The organism is Rhodanobacter sp. ANJX3, from assembly GCF_014200755.1.
GTDB lineage: Bacteria > Pseudomonadota > Gammaproteobacteria > Xanthomonadales > Rhodanobacteraceae > Rhodanobacter.
In genome coordinates, this window is record NZ_JACHCM010000004.1 from 342,944 (window position 1) to 360,497 (window position 17,554).

Here is a 17,554-nt window from a genome sequence, read left to right on the forward strand (position 1 = left end):
GCCATGAATAAGATCCACCGCCTGACCGCCCGCGCGCTTGTTGCTACCGTTGCTGTTCTCAGTGTGAGCAATGCCCTCGCCGACAAGGCGCCAATCGGCTTCCTCGAAACCGTGCATCGCCACGTGACGCTTGCCTCCACCGTCACCGACAACGGCGACCTCAACCCCTATGCCATCGTCGTGGCGCCGGTATCGGCGGGCAAAATCGCCAAAGACGACGTGCTGGTCGACAACTTCAACAACCTGTCCAACCTGCAGGGCACCGGCACTACGATCGTCGACTACCGGCCTTCGACCAAGCAGACCACCCTATTCGCCAAGCTGCCACAAAATCTGCCGCAGTGTCCCGGCGGTGTGGGCCTGACCACGGCCATGACCATGCTGAAAACCGGCTGGATCATTGTCGGCAGCACGCCAAGTACCGACGGCACGACGGCCACCAAAGGCGATGGCTGCGTGATCGTGCTGGACCCCAACGGCCAGGTCGCGGCCACGTGGTCCGGTGCCAACATCAACGACCCGTGGGGCAATATGGCGGTGGTCGACAACGGCAATACGGCCACGCTGTTTATCAGCATGGCGGGTTTCGGGCTGCAGAGCCCGGACGTGATCGACCCTGCCACCAAGTTTCCGGTAAGGATCAAGAAAGCCACCGTGCTGCGCCTGGAGCTGCAGATTCCGCAGGGTAAGCCGCCAGTGCTGGTCAGCCAGACGGTCGTGGGCGACGGGTTCTCGCAGCGCGCCGACCGCGACAACTTTTTGCTCGGGCCCACCGGTCTCGCACTGGGGCCCGACCACACCCTGTACGTCACCGATGGCCTGGACAACATCATCACCGCGATACCCGACGCGCTTAGCCGCACATCCAGCGCAGGCACCGGCAAGGTCGTCACTCAGGGCGGCCTGCTCAACTGGCCGCTGGCGATGGTTTACACCCCGGCCGGGCACCTGCTGGCCTGCAACGGCAAAGACGGCCAAGTAGTCGAGGTTGATACAAGCACCGGGAAGCAGATTTACAGCCAGTGGATCGACTCCGACCAGGCACAGTCGCCACCGGGCAATGGCGATCTTTTCGGCATCGCGATGACGCCGGATGGCGCCGGCTTTTATTACGTCGAAGATGATATGAACACCTTGATGCGAGCAGGAAAATGAGCGAATCAGACGATCCCAAGCTGCGCAGTCGACGCCGTTTTCTGGCGTCGGCGGCGACAGCGGCGGCGGTGGCCGCCACGGCACCGGTTGCGGCGGCGGCGCACGGGCGCGCTGCAACATCGTCAAGCTCAAGCTCAAGCGAGAGCGGCGGCGACAGGGAGCCGTTCTTCGGCCTGCACCAAGCGGGTGTGGCCACGATGCCACAAGCCAACGTGTATTTCGCTGCATTCGATCTAACAACCGAAAAACGCGTAGACGTGGTCGCCCTGCTGCGCGCGTGGACCGCGGCCTCGGCGCGCCTGGCTCAAGGCCTGAGCGCGGTCGCGCTGACCGACGATCCCGCATCGCCCGAGCCCGATTCGTACGACGCCGCTGGACTGAATGCCGATCGGCTCACGCTCACCTTCGGCTTCGGCCCAGGCATGTTCACCAAGGATGGTAAAGATCGTTACGGGCTAGCCAAACACCGACCCGAGGCGCTCGCCGACCTGCCGCGCTTCAACGGCGATCAACTGGCGCCTGCGCGCACCGGCGGCGACCTGTGCATCCAGGCCTGCGCCGACAATCCGCAGGTGGCTTTTCATGCCGTGCGTCAGCTGTCGCGCCTCGCCTACGGCACGGCGAATATCCGTTGGGCACAGAGCGGCTTTATGGCCGCACCCAAAGACAAGAGCACGCCGCGCAATCTCATGGGCTTCAAGGACGGCAGCATGAATGTGCCGATCCGTGACGAGGCCTCGATGAACCGCTATGTGTGGGCCGGCGACGAAAGCGGCTGGATGCAGCACGGCACGTACATGGTCGCGCGCCCGATACGCATCGCGCTTGAGCATTGGGATCGGATGAAGCTGAGCTTCCAGGAGCAGGTAGTCGGCCGCCAAAAACACTCCGGCGCGCCGCTGGGTCAGAAGAACGAAAACGATAGCCTTGCGCTCGATACCAACGACGCGAGCGGCAACCCGATCATTCCGGAAAATGCCCACGTGCGTCTGGGCGCGCCGGAAAACAACGACGGCGCGCAGATATTGCGCCGTGCGTATTCGTACGACAACGGACTGAGCTATATCGCCGAGCGTTGGCCGCCGTGGCACCAGGGCATGGAGTTCGACGCAGGCCTGCTTTTTATCTGTTACCAGCGCGATCCGCGCACCGGCTTCGTGAAAATCTTCGACAAGATGTCGAAGTTCGACATGATGAACCAGTTCGTCACCCACGTCGGCGGTGGCCTGTTTGCCTGCCCGCCCGGTGTGAAAGAGGGCGGCTACATCGGGCAGCCGCTGTTCGAACTGGCCTGAGAAAACGCGACCATCGCTTGCGGTCGTAATGACGCGCGCTCGATCATCATGCTTTTTTCGGCGAACAGGCTTTGTGCCGAAAACACGTCACCACATGGTCGTTGATCATGCCGGTGGCCTGCATCAACGAGTAGAGAATGGTGCTGCCGACGAAGCGAAAGCCACGCTTTTTCATTGCCTTGCTCATGCCGTCGGACAGCGGCGTGCTCGCCGGCACGCTGCCGCTGTCCGCCCAACGATTGACCAGCGGCTGGCCGTCGACGAAAGACCATAGATAGCGATCCAGGCTACCGAACTCTTCGATTACGCCCAGCGCGGTGATGGCGTTGTCGCGGGTGGCAAACACTTTCAGCCGATTGCGGATGATGCCGGGATCGAGCAATAGTTTCTCCAGTTCGCGATCCTTCATCGCCGCGACGCGGGCGATATCGAAATCGTGAAACACCTTGCGGTAGCGCTCGCGCTTGGCCAGCACCGTGCGCCACGACAGGCCGGCCTGCGCGCCTTCCAGGCACAGAAATTCGAACAGCTGCCGATCGTCGTGCAGCGGCGTACCCCATTCGGTGTCGTGGTAGTCGCGCAGCAGCGGATCGATCGCGCCCCAGGAACAGCGTGGGCGTTCGGCGGCTTTCGTCATGGCGTGCTCTCGGTCGGTGTCGTGTTGCATGGGGAGCCGATCGCGTTACAGCAGTGAAATCGGCCCGATCGGCAGCGCTCTGTCGTGGCCGGTTATCATGGCAGGCATGAATCCCACCGTGCTCCCCGCCGATCCCGCGCAGTTTCCCGATCAGGCCGCCAGTTTCATGCTGGACGGTCCCACCGGCAAGCTGGAAACCATCACCGATATCGCCGAACCCGCCGACGCGCGCCGCGGCGTGGCGGTGATCTGTCACCCGAATCCAGTGCAGGGCGGGACCATGCACAACAAGGTGGTGACGATGGCCGAACGCGCGCTGCGCGAATCGGGCCTCGATACCGTGCGCTTCAATTTTCGCGGCACCGGCAACTCGCCCGGCGAATATGACAACGGCGCTGGCGAAGGCGACGATCTGGCTGCCGTGGTGGCCTGGGTGCGCAAGACGCGTCCGCACGATGCGCTATGGCTGGCCGGCTTCTCCTTCGGCAGCTACGTGACCATTTCCCGCGCCGCCGAACTGCACGCCGATGCGCTGATCAGCATCGCGCCACCGGTAGGCCGCTGGGCCTTCGGCGAGCTGACCGTGCCGACCTGCCCATGGCTGGTCGTGCAGGGCGAAGCCGATGAAGTGGTCGAGCCCGAAGCGGTGTTCGCATGGATCGATGCGCTGGAGAAAAAGCCCGAGCTGGTGCGCATGCCCGATACCAGCCATTTCTTCCATCGCCGCCTGATGGATTTGCGTGGTGCGATCAAACACGCCGTGCGCGGCTGGTTGCCGCCGACGCGTTGAGCTTCTCCACCAGCCGCGTTTCTGGCTCGGCCCTCGTCCCACATCCAAGACGTTCCGCCCGATGAGTGAATCACCGCAACTCGCGCCCAGCGCGCGCTATCAGGAAGGCGTTGCCGCGCACCGCTGGGAATCCGATCCCACGCAGCTGGCGCTGCTGCCGGAGTTCGACCGCATGCACGCGGCACTCTGCGCGCCAGCCGACGGCAGCAGTGGACTGTTTGGACGATTGAAGTCGCTGCTCGGCAGCGAGCCGGCAGCCGCCGTGCCAGGACTGTATCTGTGGGGCAGCGTGGGTCGCGGCAAGACGTTTCTGATGGACCTGTTCGTTTCCAGCCTGCCGCAGGGCACCGCGCTGCGTCGGCACTACCACCGCTTCATGGGCGAGGTGCACGAGAGCCTGCGCGCGCTGGGCAACCGGCAGAATCCGCTGGTCGAGGTAGCGGCCGGGCTGGCCGCACGCTGCCGCGTGCTGTGTCTGGACGAGTTTCTGGTCAACGACATCGGCGATGCGATGATCCTGGCCGGCCTGCTCGATGCGCTGTTTGCGCGCGGCGTGACCCTGCTCACCACCTCCAACACCGCGCCGGCCGACCTGTACAAGAACGGCCTGCAGCGCGCGCGCTTTCTGCCAGCCATCGCGCTGATCGAAAAACACTGCCACGTGGTGGAAATGGCCTCGTCGCACGACTGGCGGCTGCGTGCGCTGGCGCAGGCACCGGTGTATCTGACGCCGCCGGGCGCCGAGTCGCACCGCGCGCTGGAGCGCATCTTCAGCAGCCAGGCCAGCGGCACCGTCGAGCAGAACGGCACTCTCAGCATCAACGGTCGCGACATCCCGTTTCGCAAGCGCGCCGAGAATGTGCTTTGGTTCGACTTCGAGGCCTTGTGCGAGGGGCCGCGCGCCGTCGCCGATTACATCGCGCTGGCCAAGGCCGGCCCCACCGTGATCGTCGCCAACGTGCCGCAGTTCAACAGCTACAGCGACGATGCAGCCAAACGCTTCGTGCAATTGGTCGACGAATTCTATGACCGCCACGTCAAGCTGGTGTTGTCCGCCGCCGCGCCGATCACCGAGCTGTACGACGGCGAACGCCTGCGCGCCGAATTCGGCCGCACCGAGTCGCGCCTGATCGAAATGCAGAGCAAGGATTATCTGGCGCTGGAGCATCGGGCGGATTGAAATTGGATATGTTGGGGTGACAACTCGCTCCTGCGAGTTGCCCTACGGGCCATTCGCTGCGCTCACCACCAACCTACATGTCACGCTGCTAGCATTATTCCACCTGCGCCCAATCTCTACAGGCAAACTTCCGTGAGCCAAAACGAATCCCGCTCACGCAGCGACAGCGTCAAATCCATCTTCCGCGTGGTCGGCGGCAACTTTCTGGAAATGTACGACTTCATGGTCTATGGCTATTACGCCTCGGCCATTGCACGTACGTATTTCCCCAGCAACAACGCGTACGCCTCGCTGCTGCTGACCCTGCTGACGTTTGCGGCGGGCTTTGTCATGCGGCCGATCGGCGCGATCGTGCTGGGCGCCTATATCGATCACCACGGCCGCCGCAAGGGTTTGATCGTGACGCTGGCGCTAATGGCCATGGGAACGCTGCTGGTCGCAGCCGTGCCGGGCTACGCGACCATCGGCGTCCTCGCGCCGCTACTGGTGCTCGCCGGCCGACTGCTGCAGGGCTTTTCCGCCGGCGTGGAGCTCGGCGGCGTGTCGGTCTATCTGTCGGAAATCGCCACGCCCGGACATCGCGGCTTCTACTGTGCATGGCAATCGGCCAGCCAGCAGGTCGCGGTGATGTTCGCCGCGCTGCTGGGCCTGCTGCTGCAGCGCTGGATGCCTGCGCAGGCGATGAACGACTGGGGCTGGCGCATCCCCTTCGTCGTCGGCTGCCTGATCGTGCCGTTCGTATTTCTGATCCGCCGCTCGCTGCAAGAGACCGAGGCCTTTCTCGCACGCAAGCATCACCTGACGGCCAGCGAAATCTACCGCTCGATGATCGCCAACTGGCGCATCGTGCTGCTCGGCATGGCGATGGTGCTGATGACCACCGTGTCGTTCTATCTGATCACCGCGTACACGCCGACTTTCGGCAAGGAAGTGCTGAAGCTATCGTCGTCGGACGTATTTATCGTGACGCTGTGCATCGGCCTGTCGAACCTGATCTGGCTGCCGCTGATGGGCGCGCTGTCCGATCGCATTGGCCGCTGGCCGCTGCTGGTTGCCTGCACCGTGCTCGCCCTGCTCACGGCGTACCCGGTGCTGCATTGGCTGGTGGCATCGCCCGGCTTCGATCGCCTGCTCGGTGTGGAGCTGTGGTTGTCCTTCATCTACGCCGCCTACAACGGCGCGATGGTGGTGGCACTCACCGAAATCATGCCGACCGAGGTGCGCACCGCCGGCTTCTCGCTGGCCTACAGTCTCGCCACCACGCTTGGCGGTTCGAGCCTGGCGATTTCGCAGTGGCTGATCCACCTCACCGGCAACAACGCGGCGCCGGGATTGTGGCTGTCGTTTGCGGCGCTGTGCGGCTTGATCGCCACGGTATTGGTGTATCGCGATCCGCAGCGGCGGCGGCAATATCGGACTTGATCCGTTGTCTTGCTGGAGAGCATTGCCGTCGACGTTGCTGGCAGATCACTTTGGTTAGATCCAAGCCCTCCCGTTTGCTACGCTCAGCAGGCACTTCATTTCACGGGGAACAGGGACATGTTTCGAATGACCGCCTGGCTCGGCATTGGCGCAACCTTCTTCAGCATGCATGCCGTTGCGCAATCACGCATGCTGTTGCCCACGGTCTACGAGGCGGGCCACTTTTACGCGACGCCGGAACTGGTGAATGGCAAGACCATGCGCCTGGTGGTAGACACTGGCGGAGGCGGTGCGAAGGGGCTGTACGTTATCAAGGCACCGGCGGCCCAGCGTTTGGGGCTTGGCACCATCAAGTGCGCGCTTGGCGGTGAGACGGCCGAGCTGATCAAAGCGCCCGCTTTTCGTCCCGGCAAAGGTCTGCCCGTGTCGTCGAATACGCCGTGCCATTCGGCCGCATTCGTGATCCCGGCGGGAAAGGGCATGCCAGATACTGAAGATGGTCAGCTGGGTGCGGGCTATCTTCCAGAAAATGTCTGGACGTTCGACTATCCCGCCAAGCAATTGTGGCTGGAGCCGGCCACATGGCAAGCGCCGTCGGGCGCACATCGAACGGCGCTTGGCTTTCAAACGAATGCCCAAGGCGCTTCCGGAATGGCCCGCATTACCCTGAAGGTCGACGGCCAGCCGCTGGATCTGCTGCTCGATACCGGCGCCACCGCCAAACCGACGACCGCCGGTAAGGAAGCCAGCGGCACACCGACGGAACACGGCATCGGCGTCACCAGCTACATCACCACCAGCGTGCTGGAACGCTGGCATCAGAGGCACCCGGACTGGCGCGTGGTTGCCGACGGCGACGACTTGTTCGGCAGTGGGCACGCGAGCCGACTGATCGAGGTTCCAAGCGTCGAGATAGCCGGGTGGGTCACCGGCCCGGTGTGGTTTACCGAGCGTCCGGACAAAAATTTCCACGACTTCATGTCTAAGTACACTGACCAGCGCGTGGAAGGTTCGGCGGGTGGCAATATTTTTGCCCGTTTCGTCATGACCATCGACTATCCCGACCGGGCGGCATGGTTCACCTGTGCACGGCAATGCAAGATCGCAGCCGCACGGTAGGTTGGGCATCGCTGCGCTCAGCCCCCACCGACGATTCGTCATGTGTGAGGTTTCCCGCAATCACGAATCGCATGTACGACGCTGGCTATAGTCGATCGTAACTATTTACGAAGGCGGCGTCGAAGCGATGACGGCACTCGATACCAGCACACCATCTGCCACCCGCGCATCGCCGCGAACGGTCGACAGGAACGCGCCGTTCTTTATCGTGATGAACGCCGGCTCCGGCAAAAAGCAGGGCGACGAAACGAAGGCCTTGATTGAGGAAAAGCTCGGCGCAGCCAAGCGACGGTTTGAGTTTCGTCTGGTGGAGAACGCGGACGAGCTTGTCAATGTGGCACAACGGGCGGTAGCCGACGCGAAAGCAGCCCGCGGCGTTGTCGTCGGCGCGGGCGGCGATGGCACGCTGTGCGCTGTGGCGCAAGCCGTTTACGGCAGCGGCTGCCCGTTCGCGGTGTTGCCGCGCGGCACCTTTAACTACTTCAGCCGCGATCACGGCATTCCCGCCGAGCCGGCCGAAGCCATTACGCTGCTGTTGAATGCGCGCGCCTTTCCGGTGCAGGTCGGCTTCGTCAACGAGCAGATGTTTCTGGTCAACGCCAGCCTCGGCCTGTATCCGAAACTGCTGGAGGATCGCGAGGCGTACAAGCAGCGGTTCGGCCGCAGCCGGCTCGTCGCGCTGTGGTCGGCGCTGGTCACCTTGCTGCGGCCACACCGGCATCTGCGCCTGCATATCGATCACGACGGCGAGCAACATGACGTTCGGACATCGACGCTGTTCGTGGGCAACAACCGGCTGCAGCTTGAGCAGATCGGCATGAAGGAGGCACACTCGTTGCAACAGGGCAAGCTGGTGGCGATCGCGCCTCGCGCCGTGGGTCGACTGAGGCAGCTGGTGCTGTCCCTGCACGGCGCCGCGGGCGCGCTGGGAGACGCCGACGACGTCAACCGCCTTGCCTTTCGGCAGATCACGGTGAGGTCATCATCGCGGCGCGTCAAGATAGCGACCGACGGCGAAGTGCATCGTTTGAAAACGCCGCTGGTATTTCGCGTTGGCGACGAGCCGCTGTATCTGCTGAAGTACGAGCCCGACGTTGCCGACGAGCATCGTGCATGACCGTGCTGCTGCAGATTTCCGATCCGCATTTCGGCACCGAGCAGCCCCCGGTCGTCGAGGCGCTGCTGCGGTTGGTAAAGCAGCAGCAACCGACGCTGATCGTCATGTCCGGCGATCTCACCCAGCGGGCGCGGCGCGGCGAATTTGCGGCTGCGCGGCAATTCGTCGATCGCCTCGCACCCGTGCCGGCGTTGGTGATTCCGGGCAACCACGACATACCGCTATTCAACTTGCCAGCGCGCGCCTTCAACCCTTACGCCAATTATCGACGCGCGTTCGGAAACGCACTGGAACCCGTGCACGAATCGCACGACGCACTGGTCCTGTGCCTGAAAACCACGCGGCGCTACCGGCACAAAGACGGCGAAGTCTCCAACGCACAGATCCAGCGCGTGGCAAGCCAGCTCGAACGTGCCACGCCGCGACAGCTGCGTGTGGTGGTGACACATCAGCCTGTTGCCGCTGCGGTGGCTTCGGATCACAAGAACCTGCTGCACGGACGCGAGCAGGCCATCGCCGCGTGGGCGCGCGCAGGCGTGGACCTGATCCTCGGCGGCCATATTCACCTGCCCTATGTCATGCCGCTGCAAGACCTGCCGCGCCGCGTCTACGCGGTGCAGGCAGGCACTGCGGTTTCGACACGCGTGCGCGACGGCATACCGAACTCGGTCAACCTGATTCGCCATGACGGCTCGTCGCCACAAGTCCTCGTCGAACGCTGGGACTATCTCGCCGCGGGCGATGCCTTCGCTCCGGTAATGCGACATACGTTGGCCTTGGGCACAACCTAGCCCCCAGTCAGCTACATGCGCTCTCGTAGGTTGGGTTGAGCCTGCGAAACCCAACAGCACGCGTCGACGAAGTTGGGTTTCGCAGGCTCAACCCTAGCTACGACAGCTCTTCCAACAGCTCCTCCGATGTCCAGCGCCTGTGATTGCGTTCGGCCGCGTGGATCAATTCGCACAGCTTGGCGTTGACCGGCGCCAGGCGACCTTGTGCTTGCGCCAGCTTCACCACCTCGCCATTGATGTAGTCGACTTCGGTCAGGCGGTCGGCTTTGAGGTCGTCCCAGGTAGAGGAGCGGGCGATCGGATCGATGGCCAGCATGCGCGAGGCGACACGACGGAAGAGCGCGTCCGGCAGCTGCAATACATGCGGCAGCCACGAGGGTGGCACAGGCGTCAGCTTCGCCACCGGCAGCCTGGTTTGGCGGAAGACGTCGAGCGCCTCGCGTTGGGCCAAAGCCAGGCAGCGGCGCCAGCCGCGTTGCGACAGCTCGTCGCGCAGCGGCAGATCGGACAGGGCGTTGATCGCGTTGTTGAGATTGAGCAGCAGCTTGGCGCGCTGCACGGCGGCCATGTCGTGACGCAGCTCCAACGGCAGCCCGGCATTGGCGAAGGCGGCCAACCACGCGGCGAGCCTGACGTCCGACGCCACCATCAGTTCACCGGACGATGCCTGATGAAACACACCCGGCACGCGCTGCACCACGTTGAACGGCACCATGCCGGCCAGCGCTGTGCACTGCGGCAGCGCATCGCGCAGCACGTCGGCGTTGTAGAGCCCGTTCTGCAGGCTGATAACCACCGTGCCGGGCTTGAGTACGGACGCGAGCTGCTGCGCGGCATCCACTGTCGCCGCCGACTTCACGCACACCAGCACCAGCGCCGCATCCGCTGCCGCCCGAGGCTCGGAGCACAGATCCAAAGCGGCCGGCGCTGTCCGCTGTTGATGGCCCCGATAGTCCGTGACGGTGAGTCCGTGTTCGCGCAGGCTCTGCAGCGCCTTGTCCCGACCGATATAGCGAATCGGCGTTTGGCCTTCCAGACGTCCACCGATATAGCTGCCGATACTGCCGGCACCATAGACCACGATCCGTCCTGTCGACGCGATCACGCGCAGGCCTTGGCCGCGGCGCGACCGGCAACGCGGCCGGAAAACAGGCAGCCGCCGAGAAAGCTGCCTTCCAGCGCGCGATAGCCATGCAGGCCGCCGCCGCCGAAACCGGCCGCCTCGCCCGCCGCGTAGAGGCCGGGCAGCGGCTGGCCGTCCGGCGCCAGCACGCGGGCGTCGAGGTCCGTTTGAAAACCGCCGAGACTCTTACGCGTCAAGATATGGAGCCGCACCGCAATCAGCGGCCCTTTGCTCGGGTCGAGCAGGCGATGCGGCTTGGCCACGCGCACCAGCTTGTCGCCGCGATAACGTCGCGCATTGTGGATCGCCATGACCTGACCGTCCTTGGCATACGGGTTGTCGAACTGCCGATCGCGTGCCTCGATCTCGCGCCGTATGTGTGCGATGTCGATCAGCGCGCTGCCGGCCAGCGCATTCATGCCCTCGACCAGCTCCTCCAGCGTGTCGCGTACGATGAAATCGCGGCCGTGCTGTTTGAACGCCTCCACCGGCGGCGGCGCCCCCTTGGCGAGCGCGCGCTTGGCCACGAGGCGCCAGTTTTTTCCGGTGAGATCGGGGTTCTGCTCCGAGCCGGAGAGCGCGAACTCGCGCCGGATGATCTGCTGATCGAGGATGAACCAGCTGTAGTCATAACCGGTGCGGCGCAGGTGCTCGAGCGTACCGAGCGTATCGAAACCGGGCCAGAGCGGACCGGGCAGCCGCTGACCGGTAGCGTCGAACCACAGCGACGACGGGCCGGGAAGAATGCGGATCGCGTGCCGCGGCCAGATCGGATTCCAGTTCTCAATGCCTTCCACGTAATGCCACATGCGGTCACGGTTGATCAGATTCGCGCCCGCTATAACGCCGATATCGAGCATGCGACCGTCGACGTGTGCCGGCACCCCGCACAGCATGTGCTTCGGCGGCTCGCCCATGCGCGACGGCCAGTAGCGGCGCACCAGCTCGTGATTGCCGCCGATGCCGCCGGAGCAGACGATCACCGCCTGCGCGCGCCGCTCGAATGCGCCGATCGCTTCGCGCGATGTCGGTTTGCCGCGCTCGGCAAGATCGGCCATCAATACCGTGCCACGCGCGCCGACGACGGCGCCGTTTTCCACGATCAGTTCATCGACACGGTGGCGAAACGCAAAACGCAGCAAGCCCTTGGCTTCGGCGGCACGCGCACGGCGCACAAACGGCTCGATCACGCCCGGACCGGTGCCCCAGGTCACATGAAAACGCGGTACCGAATTGCCGTGACCGATCGCCCCGTAGCCCCCGCGCTCGGCCCAGCCAACCACCGGAAACCAGCGCATGCCCATGGCATGCAGCCACGTGCGTTTTTCCCCTGCGGCAAAATCCACGTACGCCTCGGCCCAGCGGCGGGGCCAGAGGTCTTCGTCACGATCGAAGCCTGCCGTACCCATCCAGTCGCTCAGCGCCAGCGCGGGTGAATCGCGTACGCCCATGCGGCGCTGCTCCGGCGAATCGACAAAGAACAGCCCGCCAAACGACCAGAACGCCTGCCCGCCCAGATTCTGCTCAGGCTCCTGCTCCAGTACCAGCACGCGCTTGCCTGCATCCGTCAGCTCGGTCGCCGCGACGAGTCCGGCCAGCCCCGCGCCAATCACGATCACATCCGTACTGCGGCTCATAAGCGCTCCGGTGTTGTAGCGAACGATCAACTTAACGCGCCATGCCCACGTTGGCTAGGCGAGCTGTCGCAAAGGGCGGAGCCGCTACCACGGCTGTCGCGCGCCCTTTTCCCTGCCCCTGGCAGCGTCGGAACGGTATCTGTCCGCCGCTGGCGTGCGGCGCGATGACGCCGCCGGTCGAAACGACCGCGTCGCCTGACGCGACAGCCAAGAGAGCGGACTGCGCCTTTCATGGGCATGTCTTGCAGCCAGACTACACTTGGGGTGTCTATTTCTCATCAGGCGGCGCGAAGTGAACTCAGCGGGACTGGCGGTAAAGTCGGGTGAGCTGACGGCGCTGCGCCTTTTCGACATTGCATACACCATCGATCTGGCGCAGGCCGAATCGCTATGGGCGGCCCGCGAGGGCGGCAAAGCCAGCCGTTCCCAGCTGACCAGTACGCCACCGAAAGCCGTCACTTTCGGCGTCGCGCCTTTGCTGTTTTCTCTGGGATCGACCACGCTCAGCCTGGGCGAGCGCGAGGTGACGGCCGAGCTCTCCGTGCGGCTGTACGATTTCGGCGTGGCGGCGCTGGCCGCGCGCATTGCCGTCGCCGACCTCGGCTGGGACGAATACGTCGCCAACTTCGACGCGCTGGACCGCGCCGTCGGTCCGGCCTCGCTCACCTTCTGGACGCAATGGCTCGATCGAGTGCGTGAAGTCATAAGGCCGGCGCTCGATCGCCCCGCCGCCGATGCGTCGCTGGAAGAGGACTACCTCATCGGCACGGTACACGCCTTCAGCACGCCGATCGATGCATCGGAACTTCGTGACCGTGTCGACCTCGTTGCGCTGCTGTCGGGTGAAAAACGCGCGCTATCGGCCGCATCCCGGCGAGAGCTGCTGTCGCGCAGCTTTTCCTACTACGCCGACGACCTGGTGGTGCTGACCTGGGATCGGGCCTTTATCTACGAGCCGCGAAGCGATTCCGACGTGGCGGACGTCATCGAAGTGGCGAACGCCCAGCTGGTCGAATTCCGCTATTACGATACCTTGCTCGATGACGAACTTCCCCGCATGTACGATCGCGTGGAAAGCGCGCGCGGTGCGATGTCGCTATTCGCCTCGCGGCGATTCGCGCACCTGGCGAGGCGCCTGTACACCCTGGTCGCCGAAGTCACCGAACTGACCGAGCGCGTGGACAACGCCTTGCAGGTCACCGAGGATGTTTATTTAGCGCGGGTCTACAGCACGGCTCTGGGCCTGTTCCGCGTGCCGGCGCTGGGCGAATCGGTGGATCGAAAGCTCGCCATTATCCGAGACACCTACGCAGCGCTGTACGGTGAAGCCTCGAGCCGTCGCGCCGAACTGCTCGAGGTATCGGTGGTCGTGCTCATCATGCTTGAGATCGTGCTGATGTTACTGCGCCGTTGATGGCCGGCTCGCGCTATCGATCGCCGTACTTCCCCTGCGCGAACAGCCGCCGCGTCGAGCCTTCAGTACGACGATACGAAAGTCTCCACGCACACCGCCGGCTGGAACCACTCGCTTCATAAGGCTACGGATGGATGGCGCTATCGCGCTATTCAAGCAAAGCGCGATAGCGAGCCGGATCGTTCCGGCATACGCTCAGTCGGCAAGGGCATCGGCTAGCTCGCGTTCGTCGCGCTGCATGACGAGCGCATCCGGCACGACGGGCACCGCATCGGGTTCGGGTTCGTCGTCAACCAGCGTGAAAAAGTCGACCTGTTCCAGCAGTGCGCCGGCACTTTCCCGCATGGCGCGACTGGCCGCCGCCGCTTGATCGACCAAGGCGGCGTTTTCCCGAGTCATCGTTTCGATGTCGACCATCGCGCGGCCGATCACGCCGATGTCGCTGGCGTGTCCGCGGCCGGCGGCGCCCATCTTGGCAACCGACAGGGAAAGCTGCTCGATGCTGGCGACAATCCCAGCGAGCTTCGCGCCGGTTTGATCGACCAACGCCATACCTGTTTGTACGGCGTCGTCGCTTTCGGTAATCAACGCACGAATATCCTTGGCGGCCTGGCTGCAGCGATGCGCGAGCTGACGCACCTCGGCGGCGACGACGCCAAAACCGCGGCCGTATTCTCCGGCGCGGGCGGCCTCGATGGCGGCGTTGAGCGCCAGCAGCTGCGTCTGGAAGGCGATCTGATCGACAAGATCGAGCACATCGGACATGCGCCGGCTTGTGCGATCGATTTCCCGCATCGATCCGATCGCTTTGCTTGCCACGGCTTTACCCTCGGTAGCGTGAGAGAGGGCATCGGTAGCGGCAGTGTCGGCCTTATCGGCATGCCCTACTCCCTGATTGACCGCGTGGTTCATGCGTGCCACCGACATGGCCGCCTGCTCCAGACGCTGCGCCTGTGCCAGCGTGCGCTGGTTCAAAGCCTCATTCCCTTGTGCGATACCTGCAGCGGACTGCTCGACGAACGACGCTCTCGTACGCACTTGCTCCACCACGCTGGCGAGCTGTTCGTCCATGCGTGCCAGGGCATCGAGCAGCGCACCTATTTCGTCCATGCGTCCGCGCGCCATCGGCTCGCCCAGCACACCGGTGGCGATGCGCGTTGCGACCGCACAAGCCAGGCCGAGGCGCCGGCCCAGCGAACGGATGATCGATATGTCCACCAGTGCCGCTACCGCCAGCGCCGCGACGAGCAGCACCAGCAGCTGCAGCAGGCCGTGGCGGTTGTTCGTATGCTGCTGGTCCGCCTGCGCCTGTCCCTGGGCAAGCGACAGGCTGAAGAGATTGGAGAAATCGCTCTTTAACGGCACCAGGGAAGACTGCACATCGTTGGAAAGCTTGAGCTTGGCGATATCGAATTGCCCCGCGTTCAATAACTGCATCGTATCGTCCACGGCGGCATCCATATCCGCGCGATGTTTTACCGTCAGATCGAGCAACTGGCGCTGATCGTGCGTCAGGCCGCTGCCACTGAGCCGCTGCCAGTGGCGCTGGATATCCAGCCGGTTGCTCTTTATCGACGTGACCGCATCGTCGACCGACGAAGGCAGCTCCGTCAGCGTCGCGTGCACCAATGCCTGCATGATGTCGTCGTAATCGTTTTGTACGCGACCGAGCTCGGCTACCGGCTTGAGCGTGTCGCCCACGACCGCCCGAATCCGCTCGTCCGCACGTGTTAACTGCAGTGCGCCCGCGCCGCAGACCAGGATCAACAGCAGTGCCGACCCCACGAGCCGGATGAGGAGGCGAGAGCTGAGCGTCAGCGTCGAAAGAACATCGGTACGAAAAAGCATGGAAAAACCTTGCGGGGATAAGGGGCAATCCCTTGTCGACCGGAAGGTGCGGAAACTTGAACGAAAAATAGAAAATTTTCCATATATTTCATTTACTTGAATCTTATTCGTCAGATCGATGACGGCGTCATATTCGCTGGCGTCCCGACGAGAATCAACGCAAAGCGCCCCACAGCATCGACACGCCCGAAACGATCATCACCGCGTCGAGAATGAGATGAAAACGGCCAGGACTCATCCGCAAAACGACCGCTTTTCCGGCAATGGCTCCCGCCATCAGTGAAGAGCCGACAATCAGCCCCTTGACGATGGAAGTCACGGGCAACGCACCCAACTCACGAAAGGCGAAAACCTTGCTGGTATACAGCGCAAGAGAACTGGCCGCCTCGGTGGCGAGGAATGGCCCTTTCAGTAATCCATACGCGGCGAAGGCCGGCACGCTGAGCGGACCCGTCGACAGCACCAGGCCGGTGAGAAAACCGATGAAAGCGCCCGCCACGGCCAGTTGCCACAGCCGTAGACGAATGTTCAGTCGGACAAGCTGATAGCGTGCCGGGACCATCAGCAGAAAGAAAATGCCCAGCGCACCTTCGACGACATGGGTTGGCAAGGCCAACAGCGTACGCGCACCCAGCGCCGCCGCCGGCACTCCCGGAATCGAGTAGGCGAGAAAAGCGCGCCAATTCAGGTCACGCCACCACAGCACGACACGCGACACGTTGGACATGACCGCCGCCACGGCCATGATCGGCACAGCCTCCTTGGGCCCATAAACAAACACGAGCACTGGTAGCAACATGATCGACGATCCCGTCCCGATAACGCCACTCAGACAGCCCGCAACCAGCGCTACAGCCAATACAAAAATATAGGCCAACAAAAGCTCTCTTCACTTTCGACAGCCGATCATTCTAGTCCAGTGGTGGCAGCAGTTCTTCAAGCCGTGCGCGCCGCTGACGCTTTTGCGATCGGTAGGCGGCCAATCGAAGCGATGCGTTGGTAACGAACGTCGGTTGCGGGCTTCAGACCTTGCTGCGTCGAACCTTCAGATGACGTTCCCACGGCGGGTTTTCGCCAAAGTGTTCGGCCAGAAAATCCACGAAGGCGCGCACGCGGGGCGGCACCATGCGTCGTTGCGGCATCACGGCGTGGATACCGGTGGTCGCGATCGGATACTTCGGCAATACCACCTGCAACTGCCCGCGTCGCAGCTCCTCGTGAACGTGCCAGAGCGAATGAATGGCGATGCCCACGCCGGCGACGGCTGCGTCGCGCAGCAATTCACCGGTATTGCTTTCGAAGCGGCTTCGCATGCGTTGCACGATCTCGCCGCCGTTGCCGTCGGCGAAGCGCCAGATATCCTGCGGGCCGGACGTACCGACCAGCAACAGGCATTCGTGCTTGGCCAGATCCTTCGGGTGACGAGGGTGCCCGTGCTGCTTCAGATACGCCGGCGACGCGCAGAGCACCCGTCGATTGGTCGCCAGCTGACGCGCGACCAGACTCGAGTCCCCCAGCACGCCCACGCGGATGCCCAGATCGAAACCCGCGCCAACCAGGTCGAGCAGTTCGTCGCTGAGATTGACGTTGAGCTTGATGCGCGGATGCCGCGTGAGAAACGCCGGCAGCAGCGGCGAGACGTACTGGCGGCCGAACGATGCCGGCATGGTGACGCGCAATGTCCCGGAAACTTCAGTCGCCGCCTGGCGCAGGCCGCTGGTCAGCGCCTCGAGGTCTTCCACCAGCACGCGGCCCTGCGCGGCCAACGCTGCGCCTTCGGGCGTAGCGTGCAGCTGGCGCGTCGTTCGATGCAACAGCACCACGCCGAGTTCGCGCTCGAGTCGCTTCAGACGCTGGCTGGCCACGGCTACGGAAACACCGAGGCTGCGCGCCGCCGCGCTGATCGTGCCCAGATCAAGTACGCGCAGGAACAGGCTCAGGTCGCCGACGCGATCCATAACTATCAACTATTTATTGAAAATGATTACGCATTCTGTCCATTTATTTGTAAAACGCAACGACCTAC

Annotated in this window: 15 protein-coding genes; 9 read left to right on the forward strand and 6 right to left on the reverse strand. The window is 63.5% G+C overall.

The window, feature by feature from the left end; translation table 11 throughout:
* The first annotated feature begins 3 nt into the window (after positions 1–3).
* Entirely contained in the window at positions 4–1,155 is a 1,152-nt protein-coding gene (locus tag HDE76_RS13225) for a hypothetical protein (protein ID WP_184508208.1), read from the forward strand.
* A complete protein-coding gene (gene efeB, locus HDE76_RS13230; protein ID WP_184508211.1) occupies positions 1,152–2,450 on the forward strand; it encodes an iron uptake transporter deferrochelatase/peroxidase subunit in 1,299 nt (432 codons plus the stop codon). Before HDE76_RS13225 ends, efeB begins: the two co-directional genes overlap by 4 nt.
* Before the next feature lie 46 nt (positions 2,451–2,496).
* Here efeB and HDE76_RS13235 read toward each other — a convergent pair whose 3' ends face one another.
* On the reverse strand, positions 2,497–3,087 hold the full coding sequence (locus HDE76_RS13235; RefSeq protein WP_184508214.1) for a DNA-3-methyladenine glycosylase I: 591 nt from the start codon (positions 3,085–3,087) through the stop codon (positions 2,497–2,499).
* Between the two features lie 106 nt (positions 3,088–3,193).
* On the opposite strand from HDE76_RS13235, the gene HDE76_RS13240 reads away from it, so the two are divergent.
* The 6 genes from HDE76_RS13240 to HDE76_RS13265 all read left to right on the forward strand — a co-directional run bounded on the left by HDE76_RS13240 (position 3,194) and on the right by HDE76_RS13265 (position 9,506).
* Positions 3,194–3,877, forward strand: a complete 684-nt coding sequence (locus HDE76_RS13240; protein ID WP_184508500.1) for an alpha/beta family hydrolase — start codon at positions 3,194–3,196, stop codon at positions 3,875–3,877.
* A gap of 61 nt (positions 3,878–3,938) precedes the next feature.
* Positions 3,939–5,057 (forward strand): cell division protein ZapE, encoded by a 1,119-nt coding sequence (gene zapE, locus HDE76_RS13245; protein WP_184508217.1) that lies wholly within the window; start codon positions 3,939–3,941, stop codon positions 5,055–5,057.
* A gap of 132 nt (positions 5,058–5,189) precedes the next feature.
* Positions 5,190–6,479, forward strand: a complete 1,290-nt coding sequence (locus tag HDE76_RS13250; protein ID WP_184508220.1) for an MFS transporter — start codon at positions 5,190–5,192, stop codon at positions 6,477–6,479.
* A gap of 126 nt (positions 6,480–6,605) precedes the next feature.
* Positions 6,606–7,598, forward strand: a complete 993-nt coding sequence (locus HDE76_RS13255) for a hypothetical protein (RefSeq protein WP_184508223.1) — start codon at positions 6,606–6,608, stop codon at positions 7,596–7,598.
* A 127-nt stretch (positions 7,599–7,725) separates the two neighbouring features.
* Positions 7,726–8,715, forward strand: coding sequence for a diacylglycerol kinase family protein (locus tag HDE76_RS13260; protein ID WP_184508226.1), 990 nt, complete (start codon positions 7,726–7,728; stop codon positions 8,713–8,715).
* Positions 8,712–9,506: a metallophosphoesterase family protein gene (locus HDE76_RS13265; protein ID WP_184508228.1), complete on the forward strand. Its 795-nt coding sequence runs from the start codon at positions 8,712–8,714 to the stop codon at positions 9,504–9,506. Before HDE76_RS13260 ends, HDE76_RS13265 begins: the two co-directional genes overlap by 4 nt.
* A 97-nt stretch (positions 9,507–9,603) precedes the next feature.
* On the opposite strand, the gene HDE76_RS13270 is transcribed toward HDE76_RS13265, so the two are convergent.
* Positions 9,604–10,611, reverse strand: a complete 1,008-nt coding sequence (locus HDE76_RS13270) for a 2-dehydropantoate 2-reductase (protein ID WP_343205708.1) — start codon at positions 10,609–10,611, stop codon at positions 9,604–9,606.
* On the reverse strand, positions 10,608–12,266 hold the full coding sequence (locus HDE76_RS13275) for an FAD-binding dehydrogenase (protein WP_184508231.1): 1,659 nt from the start codon (positions 12,264–12,266) through the stop codon (positions 10,608–10,610). Before HDE76_RS13275 ends, HDE76_RS13270 begins: the two co-directional genes overlap by 4 nt.
* Positions 12,267–12,558: 292 nt before the next feature.
* On the opposite strand from HDE76_RS13275, the gene HDE76_RS13280 reads away from it, so the two are divergent.
* Positions 12,559–13,680, forward strand: a complete 1,122-nt coding sequence (locus tag HDE76_RS13280) for a hypothetical protein (RefSeq protein ID WP_343205709.1) — start codon at positions 12,559–12,561, stop codon at positions 13,678–13,680.
* A 195-nt stretch (positions 13,681–13,875) separates the two neighbouring features.
* On the opposite strand, the gene HDE76_RS13285 is transcribed toward HDE76_RS13280, so the two are convergent.
* From HDE76_RS13285 to HDE76_RS13295, 3 genes are all read right to left on the reverse strand, one after another.
* A complete protein-coding gene (locus tag HDE76_RS13285) occupies positions 13,876–15,528 on the reverse strand; it encodes a methyl-accepting chemotaxis protein (RefSeq protein WP_184508234.1) in 1,653 nt (550 codons plus the stop codon).
* Positions 15,529–15,682: 154 nt separating this feature from the next.
* A complete protein-coding gene (locus HDE76_RS13290) occupies positions 15,683–16,405 on the reverse strand; it encodes a sulfite exporter TauE/SafE family protein (RefSeq protein ID WP_184508237.1) in 723 nt (240 codons plus the stop codon).
* Positions 16,406–16,550: 145 nt separating this feature from the next.
* Positions 16,551–17,486 carry a LysR family transcriptional regulator gene (locus HDE76_RS13295; RefSeq protein WP_184508240.1) on the reverse strand — a complete coding sequence of 312 codons (936 nt, stop codon included), beginning with the start codon at positions 17,484–17,486 and terminating at the stop codon, positions 16,551–16,553.
* Between the last annotated feature and the right edge of the window lie 68 nt (positions 17,487–17,554).